This is a genomic window from Streptomyces sp. NPDC036764, from assembly GCF_055609385.1.
Genome location: NZ_JBVJPT010000001.1, coordinates 674,992 through 691,222, shown reverse-complemented (window position 1 = coordinate 691,222; position 16,231 = coordinate 674,992). Strand labels below are relative to the sequence as shown.

Sequence of the window (16,231 nt, the reverse complement as noted above, 5' to 3'; positions counted from 1 at the left end):
CTCCCCGGCGTCAGTGGCAGGGGAACCCGAGCAGGTGGCGGGCGTCGTGCACCCACTCGTGGACGTCCTCGCCGGAGACGACGGAGGTGGCGCCCTGTTCGGCGCCGACGAAGTACAGCAGGACCAGCATCAGGATGCCGAAGAAGACCGCCCAGGGGACGATCGCGCCGATCGGCAGTTTGGCGGGGAGAGCGGGGCTGGTGGCGGTCGGCTGGGCGACATGCTGCGCCATGGCAGGGCCTCCTTTGGGAGTTCGCGTCCCATCTCGGTGGTGCACATGACGACGGCCACGGGTCTGACTCACCGCCCGCTTCGAAGGGGGCGGCATACAGTGGCGCGACCGTGCCGGATTCCCACCGGCTTCCGTCGTACCGTCGTCGATATCGCCATGACCGTACTCCTCGACCAGGACATGACCAATGGCGGGCGGGCCTGCGGGACCCTCCTCTGACCGAACCTTTACCTGCGACGAAAGCCGCGGAGCGCCCTTTCACCATCGGCCGCGTTCGATGCGGAGACCCAGGTCACAATGCGGGAGAGGGCAAGGTCACAGCCGTGACCACTGCTGCTCCTTTGTCGATCTGACCTAGCATCCGAGCATGACGGTCCTGCCTGACGACGGGCTCTCGCTGGCCGCCGAGTTCCCTGACGCAACCCATGAGCAGTGGCAACACCTGGTGGAAGGTGTGCTGCGCAAGGCGGGCAAGGACGTCTCGGGCCCGGCCGCGGAAGACGCCCTGTCCACTGCCCTGGAGGACGGGTTGCGCACCCGCCCTCTGTACAGCGCTCGTGACGCCGCGCCCGATGCCGGCCTGCCCGGGTTCGCCCCGTTCGTCCGCGGCGGTCGCGCCGAGGGCAACACGGCCGGCGGCTGGGACGTCCGGCAGCGGCACACGGCGCTCACGGACGGCGTGGTGCTCGCGGACCTGGAGAACGGCGTCACCTCGCTCTGGCTGCTCCTCGGCGAGGGCGGCATTCCCGTGACGGAACTCGCCCGCGCCCTGGACGGCGTCTACCTCGACCTGGCCCCCATCGCCCTGGACGCGGGCAGTGAGGTGGAGCCCGCCGCGCGTGAGCTGCTGCGGCTGTACGAGGAGCGGGGCGTCGCGAAGGAGGCGGCGCGCGGCACCCTCGGCGCGGACCCGCTCGGCCACGAGGCCCGTACCGGAAAGTCCTTCGAGTTCGCTCCCGTCGCCGCGCTGGCCAGGCTGTGCGCCGAGGAGTACCCGGGGCTGCGGGCACTGACCGTGGACGCGCTGCCGTACCACGAGGCCGGTGGCTCGGCCGCCCAGGAGCTGGGCTGCTCGCTGGCGACCGGTGTCGCGTATCTGCGGGAGCTGACCGGGGCCGGGCTGACGGTCGAACAGGCCGGTGCGCAACTGGAGTTCCGCTACGCCGCCACCGCCGACCAGTTCCTGACCATCGCCAAGCTGCGCGCCGCGCGCCGGCTGTGGGCGCGGGTGACCGAGGTGTGCGGGGCGCCGAGCGCGCAGGTACAGCACGCCGTCACCTCGCCGGTGATGATGACGCGCCGCGACCCCTGGGTGAACATGCTGCGCACGACGGTCGCCACGCTGGCCGCCGGTGTCGGCGGCGCCGACTCCGTGACGGTGCTGCCGTTCGACCACGCGCTCGGCCTGCCGGACGCGTTCGCGCGGCGCATCGCCCGCAACACCTCGACCATCCTCATCGAGGAGTCGCACCTGGCCCGGGTGATCGACCCGGCGGGCGGCTCCTGGTACGTGGAGCGGCTCACCGACGAACTGGCCGAGGCGGGCTGGGAGTTCTTCCAGCGCATCGAGGGTGCGGGTGGCCAGGCCAAGGCCCTTCGCTCCGGGCAGCTCGGCCAGGACCTCGCCGACACCTGGGAGGCCCGCACCGGCAAGCTCGCGGGGCGACGCGAACCGGTCACCGGGGTCAGCGAGTTCCCGAACCTCGCCGAGCAGCCCGTGGAGCGCGAGCCCGCCCCGGAGCCCCGCTCGGGCGGCCTCCCCCGCGTCCGGCGCGACGAGGCGTACGAGGCGCTGCGCGCCCGCTCCGACGCCCACCTGGCCGCGACCGGCTCCCGGCCGCGGATCTTCCTGGCCGCGCTCGGTCCGGCCGCCGCCCACACGGCGCGCCTCACCTTCGCCTCGAACCTGTTCCAGGCGGGCGGCATCGAGCCCGTCACCGAGGGCACGTTCGAGGAGAGCGGCGCCACCGAGGTGTGCCTGTGCTCCAGTGACGCTCTCTACGAGGAGCAGGCCGAGACCGTGGCCGCCGAGTTCAGGTCGGCGGGCGCCAGGCATGTGTTCCTCGCGGGCCGTCCCGGGCAGTACACCGATGTCGACGGCTACGTCTTCGCGGGCTGTGACGCCGTCGCCGTGCTGTCCGCCACCCTCGACCGCATGGGAGTGTCCTGATGGGAATCCCCGACTTCTCCGGGATCGAGCTCGGGGAGCCGAGGACCGACGCCGACGTCGACGAGTGGCGGAAGGCGGCCGGGAACGACGGAGCCTTCTGGGAGACCCCGGAGGGCATCGCGGTCAAGCCGCTGTACACCGGCCGTGACCTGGAGGGCCTGGACTTCCTCGGCACCTACCCGGGCATGGCGCCGTATCTGCGCGGCCCCTACCCGACGATGTACGTCAACCAGCCCTGGACGATCCGCCAGTACGCGGGCTTCTCGACCGCCGAGGAGTCCAACGCGTTCTACCGGCGCAACCTGGCGGCGGGCCAGAAGGGCCTGTCGGTCGCCTTCGACCTGCCCACGCACCGGGGTTACGACAGCGACCACCCGCGCGTGACGGGCGACGTCGGCATGGCGGGTGTCGCGATCGACTCGATCTACGACATGCGGCAGCTCTTCGACGGCATCCCGCTGGACAAGATGACCGTGTCGATGACGATGAACGGCGCCGTGCTGCCGGTGCTCGCGCTGTACATCGTGGCGGCGGAGGAACAGGGCGTAGCGCCCGAGAAGTTGGCCGGGACCATCCAGAACGACATCCTCAAGGAGTTCATGGTCCGCAACACCTACATCTATCCGCCGAAGCCGTCGATGCGGATCATCTCCGACATCTTCGCCTTCACCTCGCAGCGGATGCCGCGCTACAACTCGATCTCCATCTCCGGCTACCACATCCAGGAGGCCGGGGCCACGGCCGACCTGGAGCTGGCGTACACGCTCGCGGACGGCGTCGAGTACATCCGCGCCGGCCGTGAGGCGGGCCTGGACGTGGACGCGTTCGCGCCTCGCCTGTCGTTCTTCTGGGCGATCGGCATGAACTTCTTCATGGAGGTCGCCAAGCTGCGCGCGGCGCGGCTGCTGTGGGCGAAGCTGGTGAAGCAGTTCGACCCGAAGAACTCCAAGTCGCTGTCCCTGCGCACGCATTCGCAGACCTCGGGCTGGTCGCTGACCGCGCAGGACGTGTTCAACAACGTCACGCGGACGTGCGTCGAGGCGATGGCGGCGACGCAGGGCCACACGCAGTCGCTGCACACCAACGCCCTCGACGAGGCGCTCGCGCTGCCCACCGACTTCTCGGCCCGCATCGCGCGCAACACCCAGTTGCTGATCCAGCAGGAGTCGGGCACGACCCGGGTCATCGACCCGTGGGGCGGCAGCGCCTACGTCGAGAAGCTGACGTACGACCTCGCGCGCCGCGCCTGGCAGCACATCCAGGAGGTCGAGGCGGCGGGCGGCATGGCCAAGGCGATCGACGCCGGCATCCCCAAGCTGCGCATCGAGGAGGCCGCGGCCCGCACCCAGGCCCGGATCGACTCCGGGCGCCAGCCCGTCATCGGCGTCAACAAGTACCGCGTCGACAGCGACGAGCAGATCGAGGTGCTCAAGGTCGACAACTCCTCCGTGCGCGCCCAGCAGATCGAGAAGCTGCGGCGGCTGCGGGCGGAGCGCGACGAGCAGGTCTGCCAAGACGCGCTGGACGCGCTCACCCGGGCCGCCGGCGGCGAGGGCAACCTGCTGGAGCTGGCGGTGAACGCGGCCCGCGCGAAGGCCACCGTCGGGGAGATCTCGGACGCCCTGGAGAAGGTGTACGGCCGGCACGCGAGCCAGATCCGTACCATCACCGGCGTGTACCGCAACGAAGCCGGGGAGTCGCCGTCCGTGGACCGCACCCGCACCCTCGTGTCCGGCTTCGAGGAGGCCGAGGGCCGCCGTCCGCGCATCCTGGTCGCCAAGATGGGCCAGGACGGCCACGACCGCGGCCAGAAGGTGATCGCCACCGCCTTCGCCGACCTCGGCTTCGACGTCGACGTCGGCCCGCTGTTCCAGACGCCCGCCGAGGTGGCCCGCCAGGCCGTCGAGGCGGACGTGCACATCGTCGGGGTGTCGTCGCTGGCCGCCGGTCACCTCACCCTCGTACCGGCGCTCAAGGAGGCGCTGGCCGAGGAAGGCCGCGAGGACATCATGATCGTGGTCGGCGGCGTGATCCCGCCGCAGGACGTGCCGACGCTCCTTGAGATGGGCGCTGCCGCGGTCTTCCCGCCGGGGACGGTGATCCCCGACGCCGCGTACGACCTCGTACAGCGGCTGGGGGCCGACCTCGGGCACGAGCTGTGATCGATCTCGATGCGTATGTGAAGGGCGTGCTCGACGGGAAGCGGGCGATCGTCGCGCGCGCCATCACGCTCGTCGAGTCCACCCGGCCGCAGCACCGGGTGCTGGCACAGCAGTTGCTCACCGAGCTGCTGCCGCACAGCGGGAAGGCGCGGCGGATCGGCGTCAGCGGGGTGCCGGGGGTCGGGAAGTCGACGTTCATCGACGCGTTCGGGACCATGCTCACGGGGCTGGGGTACCGGGTCGCGGTGCTGGCCGTCGACCCGTCGTCCAGCCGGACGGGCGGGTCGATCCTGGGTGACAAGACTCGGATGGAGCGCCTCGCGGTGGACCCGGCGGCCTTCATCCGCCCCTCCCCCACGGCCGGCACGCTGGGCGGGGTCGCCAAGGCCACCCGTGAGTCGATCGTGGTGATGGAGGCGGCGGGCTACGACGTGATCCTGGTGGAGACGGTCGGCGTCGGCCAGTCGGAGACCGCGGTCGCGAACATGGTCGACTCCTTCCTGCTGCTGACGCTGGCCCGCACCGGCGACCAGCTCCAGGGCATCAAGAAGGGCGTCCTGGAACTGGCCGACGTGCTCGCCGTCAACAAGGCCGACGGCCCGCACGAGCGCGACGCCCGCGCCGCCGCCCGCGAGCTGGCGGGCGCCCTGCGGCTGATGCACGGCAAGGACGCCGCCTGGACGCCGCCCGTCCTGCACTGCAGCGGGCGTGAGTCGATCGGCCTGGACACCGTCTGGGACCGGCTTGAACAGCACCGGACGCTGCTCGACTCCACCGGCCGGCTCGCCGCCAAGCGGCGTGAGCAGCAGGTCGACTGGACCTGGACCATGGTCCGCGACGAACTCCTGGGCCGCCTGAACGCGGACCCGTCGGTGCGGGCGGTCGCGCCGGGGCTCGAACAACAGGTCAGGGACGGTGAGTTGACGGCGACGCTGGCCGCCGAGCGGATCCTCGCGGCGTTCGAGGGCGTACGCGATCAGCACACCGAGGGGTCGGAACCGCGCGGCGCCACCAGCCCCGACTCGTAGGCGAACACGACGAGTTGGGCCCGGTCGCGCGCCCCCAGCTTGGTCATCGCCCGGCTGATGTGGGTCTTCGCCGTGAACGGGCTTATCACCATGTGCGCGGCGATCTCCTCGTTGGTCAGTCCGCGCGCCGCCAGAGCCGTCACCTCGCGTTCGCGGCGGGTCAGCCCCTCCAGGCCGGGTGCCGTGGCCCGGTCCGGAGGGCGGGAGACGAACTCGCCGATGAGGGTGCGGGTGACGGCCGGGGACAGCAGCGCCTCGCCGCGTGCCACCACCTCGATCGCCTGGAGCAGGTCGGCGGGTTCGGTGTCCTTCAGCAGGAAGCCGCTCGCGCCGGCCCGCAACGCCTCGAAGACGTACTCGTCGTGGCCGTAGTTGGTGAGGATCACCACGCGGACCGCCGACAGGGCCGGGTCCGCGGCGATGCGGCGGGTCGCCTCGATGCCCGTCATCACCGGCATCTGCACGTCGATCAGCGCGACGTCGGGTACCTGGGCGCGGATCAGCGCGAGACCCCGCTCGCCGTCCCCCGCCTCACCGACGACCTCGATGCCGTCCTCGGCGTCCAGCAGGGCCCGGAAGCCGGCCCGCATCAACGCCTGGTCGTCGACCAGCGCCACTCTGATCACGTCGTCCGTCATCCCGTCTCCCCCAGCGGCAGCCGCGCGAGCACCGCGAATCCGCCCTCCTCGCGCGGGGCGGCCTCCAGTGTGCCGCCGAGGGCGGTGACGCGCTCGCGCATACCGGTCAGACCGATGCCGGCGGTGGGCGGACGGGACGGGTCGGCGGTGCCGTCGTCCTCGACGCGTATCGTCAAGTCGCCCTCGTCGTAGGCGAGTTGCACGCTCACCTTGGCGGGTCCCGCGTGCCGGGCCGCGTTGGTGAGCGCCTCCTGGACGATGCGGTACATGGCCCGGTCGACGGTCGCAGCGAGCGGCCGCTCGTCGCCCGTCACACTCAGGTCGACCGCGAGGCCGGCGGCCCGCGCCCGCTCCACGAGCAGCGCGGGTGTGCCGGTGGGCTCGTCGGTGCGCAGCACCTCCAGCGTGGCGCGCAGTTCGCGCATGGCCTCGCCGCTCGCCTCCTGGATGGCGAGCAGCGCGGGCGGTACGTCCTCGCCGCGCTTGCGGGCGAGGTGCACGGCGACGCCGGCCTGGAGCTTGACGATGGAGATGCTGTGGGTGAGGGAGTCGTGCAACTCCCTCGCTATGCGCAGGCGTTCCTCGCCCGCTCTGCGCAACGCCGCTTCCTCGCGGGTGCGTTCGGCCTCCAGCGCACGCTGCTCGGTCTGGCGCAGATACGCCTGCCAGTTGCGGTCGGCGAGGCCGGTCACGACCGCGCACAGGAACCATCCGGCGAGCAGCAGTGCCTCGTGTACGACGTCCGAGGTGGCCGAGCCCGTCGCGACGTATCCGCCGAGGAAGACGCCGGCCGCGGCGGCTGCCGTGCCCCGGTGTCCGGTCCGGGCGGCCGTGTGCACCGCGCCCACGACGGGGATGGCGAGGCCGCTCGCGGGCCCGGCGTGGACGACGTCGGCGAGCAGACAGGCGGTGGTGATCGCGAGCACCACGCGCGGGGCGGTGCGGTGTGCGGCCAGGGCCAGTGAACCGGCCGCGATCAGCGCCCAGTCGACGGGCCCGGCACGGTCGTCCGCCACGGCGGCGAGCACCGTGATCGCGCCGACCACGACCGCGACGGTCGCGTCGGCGAACCGCTCGCGTGTGATTCGATGCCCGCTCATGCCCGCACACTAGACGGCGCCACCGACAGCGACGTCAGCCCTGTGGACGGCTCCTGGACTACTCCCGGCGCAGTAGTGCCGGCCACCGGCACGCCCCGCCGGCGCAGCCCCGACTCCGTTCGCCGGTACGACGACCCGAACCGCCCCGGCGGCGCACGCTACTGCCCATGTCCACACCCTTCCGTCACACCGAACCCCTTCCGCCCGCATCGGCCGCCGGCACCGTCGCCGAGGTGTACGCGCAGATCGCCCTCGACTTCGGCATCGCCGAGCCCTCCACCTTCGTGGTCCTGTCCTCGGCACCCGAACTCCTCGCCCCCGCCTGGGCGTTGCTGCGCGAGTCGCTCATCGCGGGTCCGGGCAGCCGCACCGGCAAGGAACTCGTGGCGCTCGGGGTGTCGCTCGCCAACAGGTGTCCGTTCTGCGTGGACGCGCACACCGTGCTGCTGCACGCCACCGGCGACCACGCGCTCGCCGAGCGGGTGGCCCGCGGGCAGACACCGCAGAACGAGGAGCACGCGCGCCTGCTCGCCTGGGGGCGGCACACACGCGTGCCCGGCGCCGACCTGGAGCCGTACCCGTTCCCGCGCGAGCACGCCCCCGCCTATCTCGGCACCGCGCTCACCTTCCACTTCATCAACCGGATCGCGTCGGCCCTGCTGACCGAGAACCTGCTCCCGGCGGGCGCCCAGCGCCTGCGGGCGGTACGCAGCATCGCGGGCCGGGCGCTCTCACGGACCGTGCGCCGCACCGCCCGCCCCGGCCGGTCGCTGGCGCTGCTCGACGACATCGACGCCGGTGAGGCGCCCGCGTGGGCACGCGGCACACCCGTCGGTATCGCGTACGCGTCGCTGCTCAGGGCGGCCATGAGCGGCGCGGGGCTCCTCGACGCCGAGGATCACGACCTGGTGGAGGCGGCCCTCCAGGACTGGGACGGCACGCATCCGCCGCTGGCCCTGGACGGGATCCCGGACCGCCGGGAGCGTCCCGGGGCGCGGCTGGCGCTGCTGGCCGCGCTGGCGCCGTACCGCATCACCGACGAGGACGTGGCGGCGTGGCGCCGGCCGGAGCACACCGACCACTGTCTGGTGCATCTCGTCGCGTACGGCGCCTTCATCGCCGTGGACCGCATCGAAAGCGCATTTTCCGCCCAAATCACCCAGGAGGCTCTGTAATTGGCCCAGGGCACCACGTAATCGCGTCCCGTCCGTAGTGGCATCGGCACGGAGCGAGTTGGCTCTTCCGCCTCACAGGGAGTCATGTGACACTGGCGTCCCGTCCGCAGTGCGGACTCCTTCCGCACCGTCCCCCACGAGAAGTGCGCCTTGCGTTCTCTTCCCTTGCCGCTCGCCCTCACCGCACGACTGTCGCCCGTCGTCGTGCTCGCCGCCGCTGGCTGGGCGCTGTCGTCCGGGCCCGCCACGCCACCGGCCGCCGAGGACCGGACGGCGACACAGAAGACGGACGAGGACTCACCCTCGGCTCCCGCGACTGCGGCGGCGTCGAAGACGTACGCCGCCGCTCCCTCGCCCTGCGGCAGCCTGGGCTCGAAGTCGATAAAGGACCTCGTGCCCGGCGCCAAGACGGCCGGCAAGGAGATCCCGTCGACCGACTCCAAGGTGCGCCGCACCTGCTCGTGGAACGCGCTCAAGGGATACGAGTACCGCTGGCTGGACGTGTCCTTCGAGATCACGGCGTCGGACGAGGCTGCCGAGGAGTCCTACAAGGAGCGCGTCGCGGACAAGAGCGGCGGGGGCGCCGTGCCCGGAATCGGCGACGCGGGCTACTCCGTGGTGAACCTCAGCACCGAGGACGGACAGCAGACCCGCGAGGGCACGGTGATGGTCCGCGCGTCCAACGCGCTGGTCTCCATCACCTACAGCGGAAGCGACTTCGAGTCGAAGAAGGCGCCCGGCACCGACGACATCAACAAGGGCGCGATCAAGGCGGCCAAGGAGGCGGTCGCCGCCCTGGAGGACGGCCAGCAGGGCTGACCGTCCTCCCCGGCGGTTCCATCAGGCGTCCGCGCGGTCCTTGCGGCCGCCCATCAGCACCACGTACAGCACCAGCGAGGTGCCCAGGCCCACCGCCCAGCCGTAGTCGGCGAGCGGCTTGAGGAACGGGATCAGTCCGTCGGCCGGGAACGGCCCGGTCTTCGAGCCGTCCGCGCCCACCCCCGAGTACGAGCCGCCGACCGCGAGGACGCCGCCGACGACGAAGGCGGCGATGGCACGCAGGTTCCAGCCCGACGAGTACCAGTAGCGCCCGCCGGGTGTGTACAGGTCGGCGAGGTGCAGGACCGTGCGCCGGACGATCCAGTAGTCGGCGATCAGGATGCCCGCGACCGTGCCGAGCAGGCCGCCGACCACTCCGAGCCAGGTGAAGATGTAGAACTCCGGGGTGGAGATCAGCTTCCACGGGAAGATCAGGATGCCGACGACACCGGTGATCAGCGCGCCCGTACGGAAGTTGATGAGCTTCGGCGCCAGGTTCGCCAGGTCGTACGCCGGGGAGACCACGTTCGCCGCGATGTTCACGGAGATCGTGGCGACCAGCACCACGATGAGGGCGAAGAGCAGACCGAAGACGCTGTCGGTCTTGGCGGCCAGGGTGACCGGGTCCCAGATGGCCTCGCCGTAGACGACCTCGGAGCCGGAGGTGACCAGGACGGCGAGGACCGCGAAGAGCGTCATGGTCGTCGGCAGACCGAGGGACTGTCCCCAGGTCTGCGCCTTCTGGCTGGCGCCGAAGCGGGTGAAGTCGGGGATGTTGAGGGACAGAGTCGCCCAGAAACCGATCATTCCCATCAGGGACGGGAAGAAGACCGGCCAGAAGTCGGGGCCCCAGCCGAGCTTCGAGGGCTGGTCGAGCAGCGCGCCGAACCCGTCCGCCTTGACCGCGATCCAGACCAGCAGGACCACCGCACCGACGATCACGAAAGGCGCGGCCCAGTTCTCGAAGTGCCGCAGGAAGTCCATGCCGCGGTAGATGATGGCGATCTGCACGGCCCAGAACAGGATGAAGCAGAGCCACAGCGGCCAGGGGTTGCCCGCGATCTTGCCCGCGTTCTCCCAGTGGCCCCCGGTGAGCTTGGAGCCGAGCGCGAAGATGCCGCTGCCGCCGATCCAGGTCTGGATGCCGAACCAGCCGCAGGCCACGGCCGCCCGGATCATCGCCGGGATGTTGGCGCCGCGCAGCCCGAAGGAGGCCCGCGCCAGCACCGGGAAGGGTATGCCGTACTTGGGCCCGGCGTGCCCGGTGGCCAGCATCGGCAGCAGCACGATGACGTTGGCCAGGGCGATGGTGAAGACGGCCTGCTTCCAGTCCATGCCGAGCGCGACCAGGCCGGAGGCCAGGGTCCAGCTCGGGATGCAGTGGGCCATCGAGATCCACAGGGCCGCGAAGTTGTACGTCGTCCACTTGCGCTCGGCGACCGGAACGGGACGCAGATCCTCGTTGGCGAAGGGGCTGTCGGCGGGGAACGCCTCGGGGGCGAGCTCGATCCGGCCGCCGGTGTCGGCGGACTGCGATATCGGTGACCCCTTGGGGACTGTATTGGTCATGAGCAGGCCAATCGATTGGACGGGAACGGGAAAGGCCGTGCGGGGGCCGGCGGGGCGACGGGGACGGGTGGGTGCGGGGCCACCCTTCCCCGGGCCCCGCCTCCCCTCCCCTCCCCGGGACGGCGGGGAGGCCGGGACCGGTGGGGAGGGAGACAAGGGGTGGGGGGTCGGTGGAGCGGTGTCGCGTGAACTCGTGGAGGGGCGTCAGGAGTTGACCGCGGGGATGACCGACGAGCCGTACGCGTCGATCACCGCTTCCTGCGCGTCGTGCATGTCGTAGACGGCGAACTGGTCGACGCCCAGTTCGCGCAGGGCGTTCAGCTTCTCGATGTGCTTCTCGACCGGGCCGATGAGGCAGAACCGGTCGACGATCTCGTCGGGCACGAACGCGGTGTCGGGGTTGTCGGCGCGCCCGTGGTGGGAGTAGTCGTAGCCCTCGCGGGCCTTGATGTAGTCGGTGAGTTCCTCGGGGACGGCCGCGGAGTGCTCGCCGTACTTGGACACCAGGTCGGCCACGTGGTTGCCGACCATCCCGCCGAACCAGCGGCACTGCTCGCGGGCGTGGGCGAGCTTCTCGGGCGAGTCGTCCTCGGTGACGTACGCCGGGGCGGCCACGCAGATCTTCACCTCGGACGGGTCACGACCGGCCGCGACCGCCGCGTCCTTCACGGCCTTGACCATGTACTCCGTCAGATAGAGGTCGGCGAGCTGAAGGATGAACCCGTCGGCCTCCTCACCGGTCATCTTCAGGGCCTTCGGGCCGTACGCCGCCATCCAGACGGGGAGTTGGGCGCCCGGCTTGATCCACGGGAACCTGACGACCGTGCCGCCGCCGAGGTCGGCCTCCTGCCCGCTGCCGAGCGCCCGGATGACCTTCATGGCCTCGCTGATCCGGGCCAGCGTGTTGGGCTTGCGGCCGGCGACGCGCATGGCCGAGTCGCCGCGGCCGATGCCGCAGACCGTGCGGTTGCCGAACATGTCGTTGAGGGTGGCGAAGGTGGAGGCGGTGACCTCCCAGGTGCGGGTGCCCGGGTTGGTCACCATGGGCCCGACCGTCAGCTTCTGGGTGTTGGCCAGGATCTGGCTGTAGATGACGAACGGCTCCTGCCACAGCACGGCCGAGTCGAAGGTCCAGCCGTAGCTGAACCCGCTGCGCTCGGCGCGTTTCATCAGGCTGACGACCCGCGAGGCGGGCGGGTCGGTCTGCAGGACGAGTCCGAAGTCCATGTGCTCCGCTCCTAGTTGAGGTACTGACAGGTGGAGCGGGGCGTGTAGACACCGTGCCCGGCGTGACCGGTGTACTCCCGCTCGGTGATGACGAGTTCGCCGCGCGAGAGGACCGTCTCGACCCGGCCTGTGGTCCGCTTGCCCTCGTAGGCCGAGTAGTCGACGTTCATGTGGTGGGTCTCGGCGGACATGACCTGCGTGGCCTGCGGGTCGTAGATCACGACGTCGGCGTCGGCACCCGGCGCGATGGTGCCCTTCTTCGGGTACATGCCGAACATCCGGGCCGGGCTCGCGCAGGCGATCTCGATCCAGCGCCGGCGCGTGATGCGGCCCTCGACGACGGCCTGGTGGAGCAGGTCCATACGGTTCTCGATGCCGGGCATACCGTTGGGGATCTTGGAGAAGTCGCCCCGGCCGAGGTCCTTCTGGCCGACGAAGCAGAAGGGGCAGTGGTCGGTGGAGACGACCTGGAGGTCGTTCGTCCTGAGGCCCTTCCACAACTGGGCCTGGTGCTCGCGCGGCCGCAGCGGCGTCGAGCACACGTACTTCGCGCCCTCGAAGTCCGGCTCGGCGAGGTTGTCGGTGGACAGGAACAGGTACTGCGGGCAGGTCTCGCCGAAGACGTTCAGGCCCTCGTCGCGTGCCCGGGTCAGCTCGGCCACCGCCTCCATGGCCGAGACGTGCACGACGTACAGCGGGGCGCCCGCGACCTGCGCGAGCCGGATCGCCCGGTGGGTGGCCTCGGCCTCCAGCAGCGCCTTGCGCACCTCGCCGTGGTAGCGCGGGTCGGTCTCCCCACGCGCCAGCGCCTGCTCCACCAGCACGTCGATCGCGATGCCGTTCTCGGCGTGCATCATGATCAGGCCGCCGTTCTCGGCGGAGCGCTGCATGGCACGCAGGATCTGGCCGTCGTCGGAGTAGAAGACCCCCGGGTAGGCCATGAACTGCTTGAAGCTGGTCACGCCCTCCTCGACCAGCAGGTCCAGCTCCTTGAGCGTGTCCTCGTTCACATCGGAGACGATCATGTGGAAGCCGTAGTCGATGGAGCAGTTGCCCTCGGCCTTGGCGTGCCAGGCGTCGAGGCCCTCGCGCAGCGAGCGGCCCACGCTCTGCACGGCGAAGTCGACGATCGTGGTCGTGCCGCCCCAGGCGGCGGCCCGGGTGCCGGTCTCGAAGGTGTCGGAGGCGAAGGTGCCGCCGAACGGCAGCTCCATATGGGTGTGGACGTCGACGCCGCCCGGGATGACGTACTTCCCGGTGGCGTCGATGGTCCGCTCGGCCGTCCAGGCGTCGGCGGCCGGGGTGCCGCCGGCGGCGAGGGCGGCGATACGGCCGTCCTCGATCAGGACGTCGGCGTGCAGCTCGTCGGACGCGGTGATGACGAGGCCGCCGCGGATTACAGTTCGGCCGGTCATGGGTCCTCTCCCTTGTTGGTCACGTGCAGCTCGGTTGTGGCTGGTCGCGCTCGCGCGGCGGAGCCGCATATTCGATACAGCCCCGCGCCCCTGGGTCGGCCGACGCTGACGGCGTTCTACGGGGCTGTCAGCGGGCCGTACGCGCCCGGGGCGCGGTCCCTGTAGAACTGCCAGCGGTCGCGGACCTCGCGGAGCTTGGCCAGGTCCAGGTCGCGGACGACGAGTTCGGTCTCCTTGTCGCTCGCCACCTCCCCGACGAACTGCGCCTCCGGGTCGACGAAGTACGTGGTGCCGTAGAAGTCGTTGTCGCCGAGGTCCTCCACGCCGACCCGGTTGATCGCGCCCACGAAGTACTCGTTGGCGACGGCGGCCGCCGGCTGCTCGAGCTGCCACAGATAGCGGGAGAGCCCGCGAGAGGTGGCCGAGGGGTTGAACACGATCTCGGCACCGGCGAGGCCCAGCGCCCGCCAGCCCTCCGGGAAGTGGCGGTCGTAGCAGATGTAGACGCCGATCTTCCCGACGGCCGTCTCGAAGACCGGCCAGCCGCTGTTGCCCGGGCGGAAGTAGAACTTCTCCCAGAAGCCCTGCACTTGAGGGATGTGGGTCTTGCGGTACTTGCCGAGGTAGGAGCCGTCCGCGTCGATCACGGCGGCGGTGTTGTACAGGACCCCCGGCTGCTCCTCCTCGTACATCGGCAGTACGAGGACGATGCCCAGCTCCTTGGCGAGCGCCTGGAAGCGCCGGACGGTCGGCCCCTCGGGGATCTGCTCGGCGTACTCGTAGAACGCCTTGTCCTGCACCTGGCAGAAGTATGGCCCGTAGAACAGCTCCTGGAAGCACAGCACTTGAGCACCCTGCGCGGCCGCGTCGCGGGCCGCCTGCTCGTGTACCTGGATCATCGATTCCTTGTCGCCGGTCCAGGCGGTCTGGAAGAGGGCGGCACGAATCACTCGGCTCATCGGGACCTCCGGTCGCTCGGTGTGCGAGAAGGCTAGGAAGTCCCGGGCGGCGGTTTGAGTTGCACGGTGTCACGTCTGCGGGCATGCGGCGTGCCACGGTGTCACCCTGTCGTGTTCCCATGTTTCACCGCCGTTTTCCCAGGTCGTGGCAGGTTTCAGCGCTGTTGCGCGTCGTGCGCGAGGAGTGCGATGTGCACGGATGCGGCCTGTTCGAAATCGTCGAGGTCGACGCCGAGCCGTGTCTGTATCGCCTCAAGGCGGCGGTAGAGCGCGGGCCGCGAGACATGGTGGAGCTGGGCGGTGCGGGACTTGTTGCGGCCGGTCGCGAGATACGTCCGCAGCACGGACACCATGTCGTCGTCGGCCGCGCACAGCAGCCCGTCCAACTCCCGCTCCGCGAACGACTGCACATGCGGGTCGTCGCGCAACAGCCGGATCAGGCCGCGCAGATGGACGTCCCTGAGGCGGACGACGGCCGGAAGGTCGAGGGCGGCCGAGGAGTCGGCGGCCTCGGCGACGTGCTGGGCCTCGCGCAGCCCGCTGGGCACGTCGTCCCACGCGGTCCGCGCGTCGGCGGCGGCCACGACGGTGGCGGCGGCTCCGGTCTCCGAGCGCACCCGCGCGGCGAAGTTCGCGGCGAGCTGGGCGGTGTCCTGGTCCCGGGCGAGGCTGAGCAGCACGGCGGTGGCCCCGTCGGCGAGCTCGGCGACGATCCCGGACAGCCCCAGCATCCGCAGCACACGTTCCAGTTGGGCCGCCTCGCCGTCCCGTACGACGAGCGGCACGAAGGCGCGCCGGTTGACCGGCAGCCCGGCGGCCCGCGCGCGCGGCAGCAGTTGGCGCGCCGGTACGACCCCGCTGACGAGGTCGGTCAGCAGGCTCTGCGCGGACTGCTCCTCCCAGGTGTGCGCGGAGTTCCCGCCGAGCATGCGGTGCAGGACGAGGGCCTCGGCTGCGCGGTCGGCGAGCAGCCGTCCGGTGGCGGCGTCACCGCGGTGCCCGCACAGCATGATCTGGCCCCAGCGCTCGCCGCGTCCGCCGAGTTCGGCGCGGATCCAGCCGTCGCCCTCGCTGCCGCCGGCCTGCCTGGCGATGCGCTCCCAGTCGCGCAGTACGTCGTCCACCGCCGGCCGCTCCCCTGCCGTGGCGAGGACGCGGTGGGCGAGGTTGGTGACGACGACGGGGCAGGCGCTGTGCGAGGCGACCTCGTCGAGCAGGCTCTGCAACGGGGCACCGGCGGTGATGAGTGCGGTGAGCGCGGTCCGTACGGACTCCGAGAGGCTGACGGCGGCGAACTTGCGCCGCACGAGGCGGCACTGGACCTCTTCGGTCAGCTCGGCGAAGGGGAACGGCCGGTGCAGGACGATCATGGGCAGCCCGCACCGCTCGGCCGCCCGGCGCATCACGTCCGGCGGGGCGGGGAACGCCCGGCCGAGGCCCAGTACGACGGCCGCCGCCTCGGCCCGGTGCAGGGAGCGGATGTACTCGGCCTGCTTGTCCTCGTCGCCGGCGAGCAGCACACCGGTGGTGAGCACCATCTCGCCGCCGGTGAGCATCACGCCGACGTCCGGAGCCTCGGCGACGTGCACCCAGCGCACCGGCCGGTCGAGCTGCCCGGCGCCGGCCACCACCTCGGGCTCCCCGGCCAGCACCCGCTCCAGGCCGAGGACCTGCCGGACCGACAGGGCGGGTTCGGAGAGTTCCGTGGACTCCAAGGGCTCCGAGGTGGTGGTCATG

At 71.1% G+C, this 16,231-nt stretch carries 13 protein-coding genes; 5 read left to right on the top strand and 8 right to left on the bottom strand.

The features are described 5' to 3' along the window. Positions 1 to 10: 10 nt before the first annotated feature. Positions 11 to 232 carry a CbtB domain-containing protein gene (locus tag ACZ69Q_RS02940; RefSeq protein ID WP_471035318.1) on the bottom strand — a complete coding sequence of 74 codons (222 nt, stop codon included), beginning with the start codon at positions 230 to 232 and terminating at the stop codon, positions 11 to 13. 367 nt (positions 233 to 599) lie between these two features. Between ACZ69Q_RS02940 and ACZ69Q_RS02935 the strand changes: the two genes are divergently transcribed. Genes ACZ69Q_RS02935 through meaB form a run of 3 tightly spaced genes read left to right on the top strand, consistent with a single transcriptional unit; the run spans position 600 to position 5,592 of the window. After that, complete coding sequence (locus ACZ69Q_RS02935) at positions 600 to 2,402, top strand: methylmalonyl-CoA mutase family protein (RefSeq protein ID WP_471035313.1); 1,803 nt, start codon at positions 600 to 602, stop codon at positions 2,400 to 2,402. Then, positions 2,402 to 4,564 carry a methylmalonyl-CoA mutase gene (gene scpA, locus ACZ69Q_RS02930; RefSeq protein WP_471035309.1) on the top strand — a complete coding sequence of 721 codons (2,163 nt, stop codon included), beginning with the start codon at positions 2,402 to 2,404 and terminating at the stop codon, positions 4,562 to 4,564. Before ACZ69Q_RS02935 ends, scpA begins: the two co-directional genes overlap by 1 nt. Next, a complete protein-coding gene (meaB, locus tag ACZ69Q_RS02925; RefSeq protein WP_471035304.1) occupies positions 4,561 to 5,592 on the top strand; it encodes a methylmalonyl Co-A mutase-associated GTPase MeaB in 1,032 nt (343 codons plus the stop codon). The genes scpA and meaB overlap by 4 nt, the downstream gene beginning before the upstream one ends. On the opposite strand, the gene ACZ69Q_RS02920 is transcribed toward meaB, so the two are convergent. Both ACZ69Q_RS02920 and ACZ69Q_RS02915 read right to left on the bottom strand, forming a co-directional pair. Beyond that, the gene (locus ACZ69Q_RS02920) at positions 5,541 to 6,230 is read right to left on the bottom strand and encodes a response regulator (protein WP_471035301.1); all 690 of its coding nucleotides are present in this window, start codon (positions 6,228 to 6,230) and stop codon (positions 5,541 to 5,543) included. The two genes, meaB and ACZ69Q_RS02920, sit on opposite strands and share 52 nt — an antisense overlap. After that, positions 6,227 to 7,330, bottom strand: coding sequence for a sensor histidine kinase (locus tag ACZ69Q_RS02915; RefSeq protein ID WP_471035295.1), 1,104 nt, complete (start codon positions 7,328 to 7,330; stop codon positions 6,227 to 6,229). The genes ACZ69Q_RS02920 and ACZ69Q_RS02915 overlap by 4 nt, the downstream gene beginning before the upstream one ends. A gap of 167 nt (positions 7,331 to 7,497) precedes the next feature. On the opposite strand from ACZ69Q_RS02915, the gene ACZ69Q_RS02910 reads away from it, so the two are divergent. Together ACZ69Q_RS02910 and ACZ69Q_RS02905 are read left to right on the top strand one after the other, a co-directional pair. Then, positions 7,498 to 8,505 (top strand): carboxymuconolactone decarboxylase family protein, encoded by a 1,008-nt coding sequence (locus ACZ69Q_RS02910; protein ID WP_471035290.1) that lies wholly within the window; start codon positions 7,498 to 7,500, stop codon positions 8,503 to 8,505. Between the two features lie 150 nt (positions 8,506 to 8,655). Then, complete coding sequence (locus ACZ69Q_RS02905) at positions 8,656 to 9,324, top strand: hypothetical protein (protein ID WP_471035286.1); 669 nt, start codon at positions 8,656 to 8,658, stop codon at positions 9,322 to 9,324. Between the two features lie 21 nt (positions 9,325 to 9,345). Here ACZ69Q_RS02905 and ACZ69Q_RS02900 read toward each other — a convergent pair whose 3' ends face one another. The 5 genes from ACZ69Q_RS02900 to ACZ69Q_RS02880 all read right to left on the bottom strand — a co-directional run bounded on the left by ACZ69Q_RS02900 (position 9,346) and on the right by ACZ69Q_RS02880 (position 16,230). After that, positions 9,346 to 10,893 (bottom strand): NCS1 family nucleobase:cation symporter-1, encoded by a 1,548-nt coding sequence (locus ACZ69Q_RS02900; RefSeq protein ID WP_471035283.1) that lies wholly within the window; start codon positions 10,891 to 10,893, stop codon positions 9,346 to 9,348. Positions 10,894 to 11,097: 204 nt separating this feature from the next. Then, a complete protein-coding gene (locus tag ACZ69Q_RS02895; RefSeq protein WP_471035281.1) occupies positions 11,098 to 12,120 on the bottom strand; it encodes a TIGR03842 family LLM class F420-dependent oxidoreductase in 1,023 nt (340 codons plus the stop codon). A gap of 11 nt (positions 12,121 to 12,131) precedes the next feature. Further along, on the bottom strand, positions 12,132 to 13,535 hold the full coding sequence (gene hydA / locus ACZ69Q_RS02890) for a dihydropyrimidinase (RefSeq protein ID WP_471035274.1): 1,404 nt from the start codon (positions 13,533 to 13,535) through the stop codon (positions 12,132 to 12,134). Between the two features lie 116 nt (positions 13,536 to 13,651). After that, the gene (locus ACZ69Q_RS02885; protein WP_062716579.1) at positions 13,652 to 14,494 is read right to left on the bottom strand and encodes a nitrilase-related carbon-nitrogen hydrolase; all 843 of its coding nucleotides are present in this window, start codon (positions 14,492 to 14,494) and stop codon (positions 13,652 to 13,654) included. Between the two features lie 155 nt (positions 14,495 to 14,649). Continuing rightward, complete coding sequence (locus ACZ69Q_RS02880; RefSeq protein WP_471035264.1) at positions 14,650 to 16,230, bottom strand: PucR family transcriptional regulator; 1,581 nt, start codon at positions 16,228 to 16,230, stop codon at positions 14,650 to 14,652. Position 16,231 lies beyond the last annotated feature (1 nt).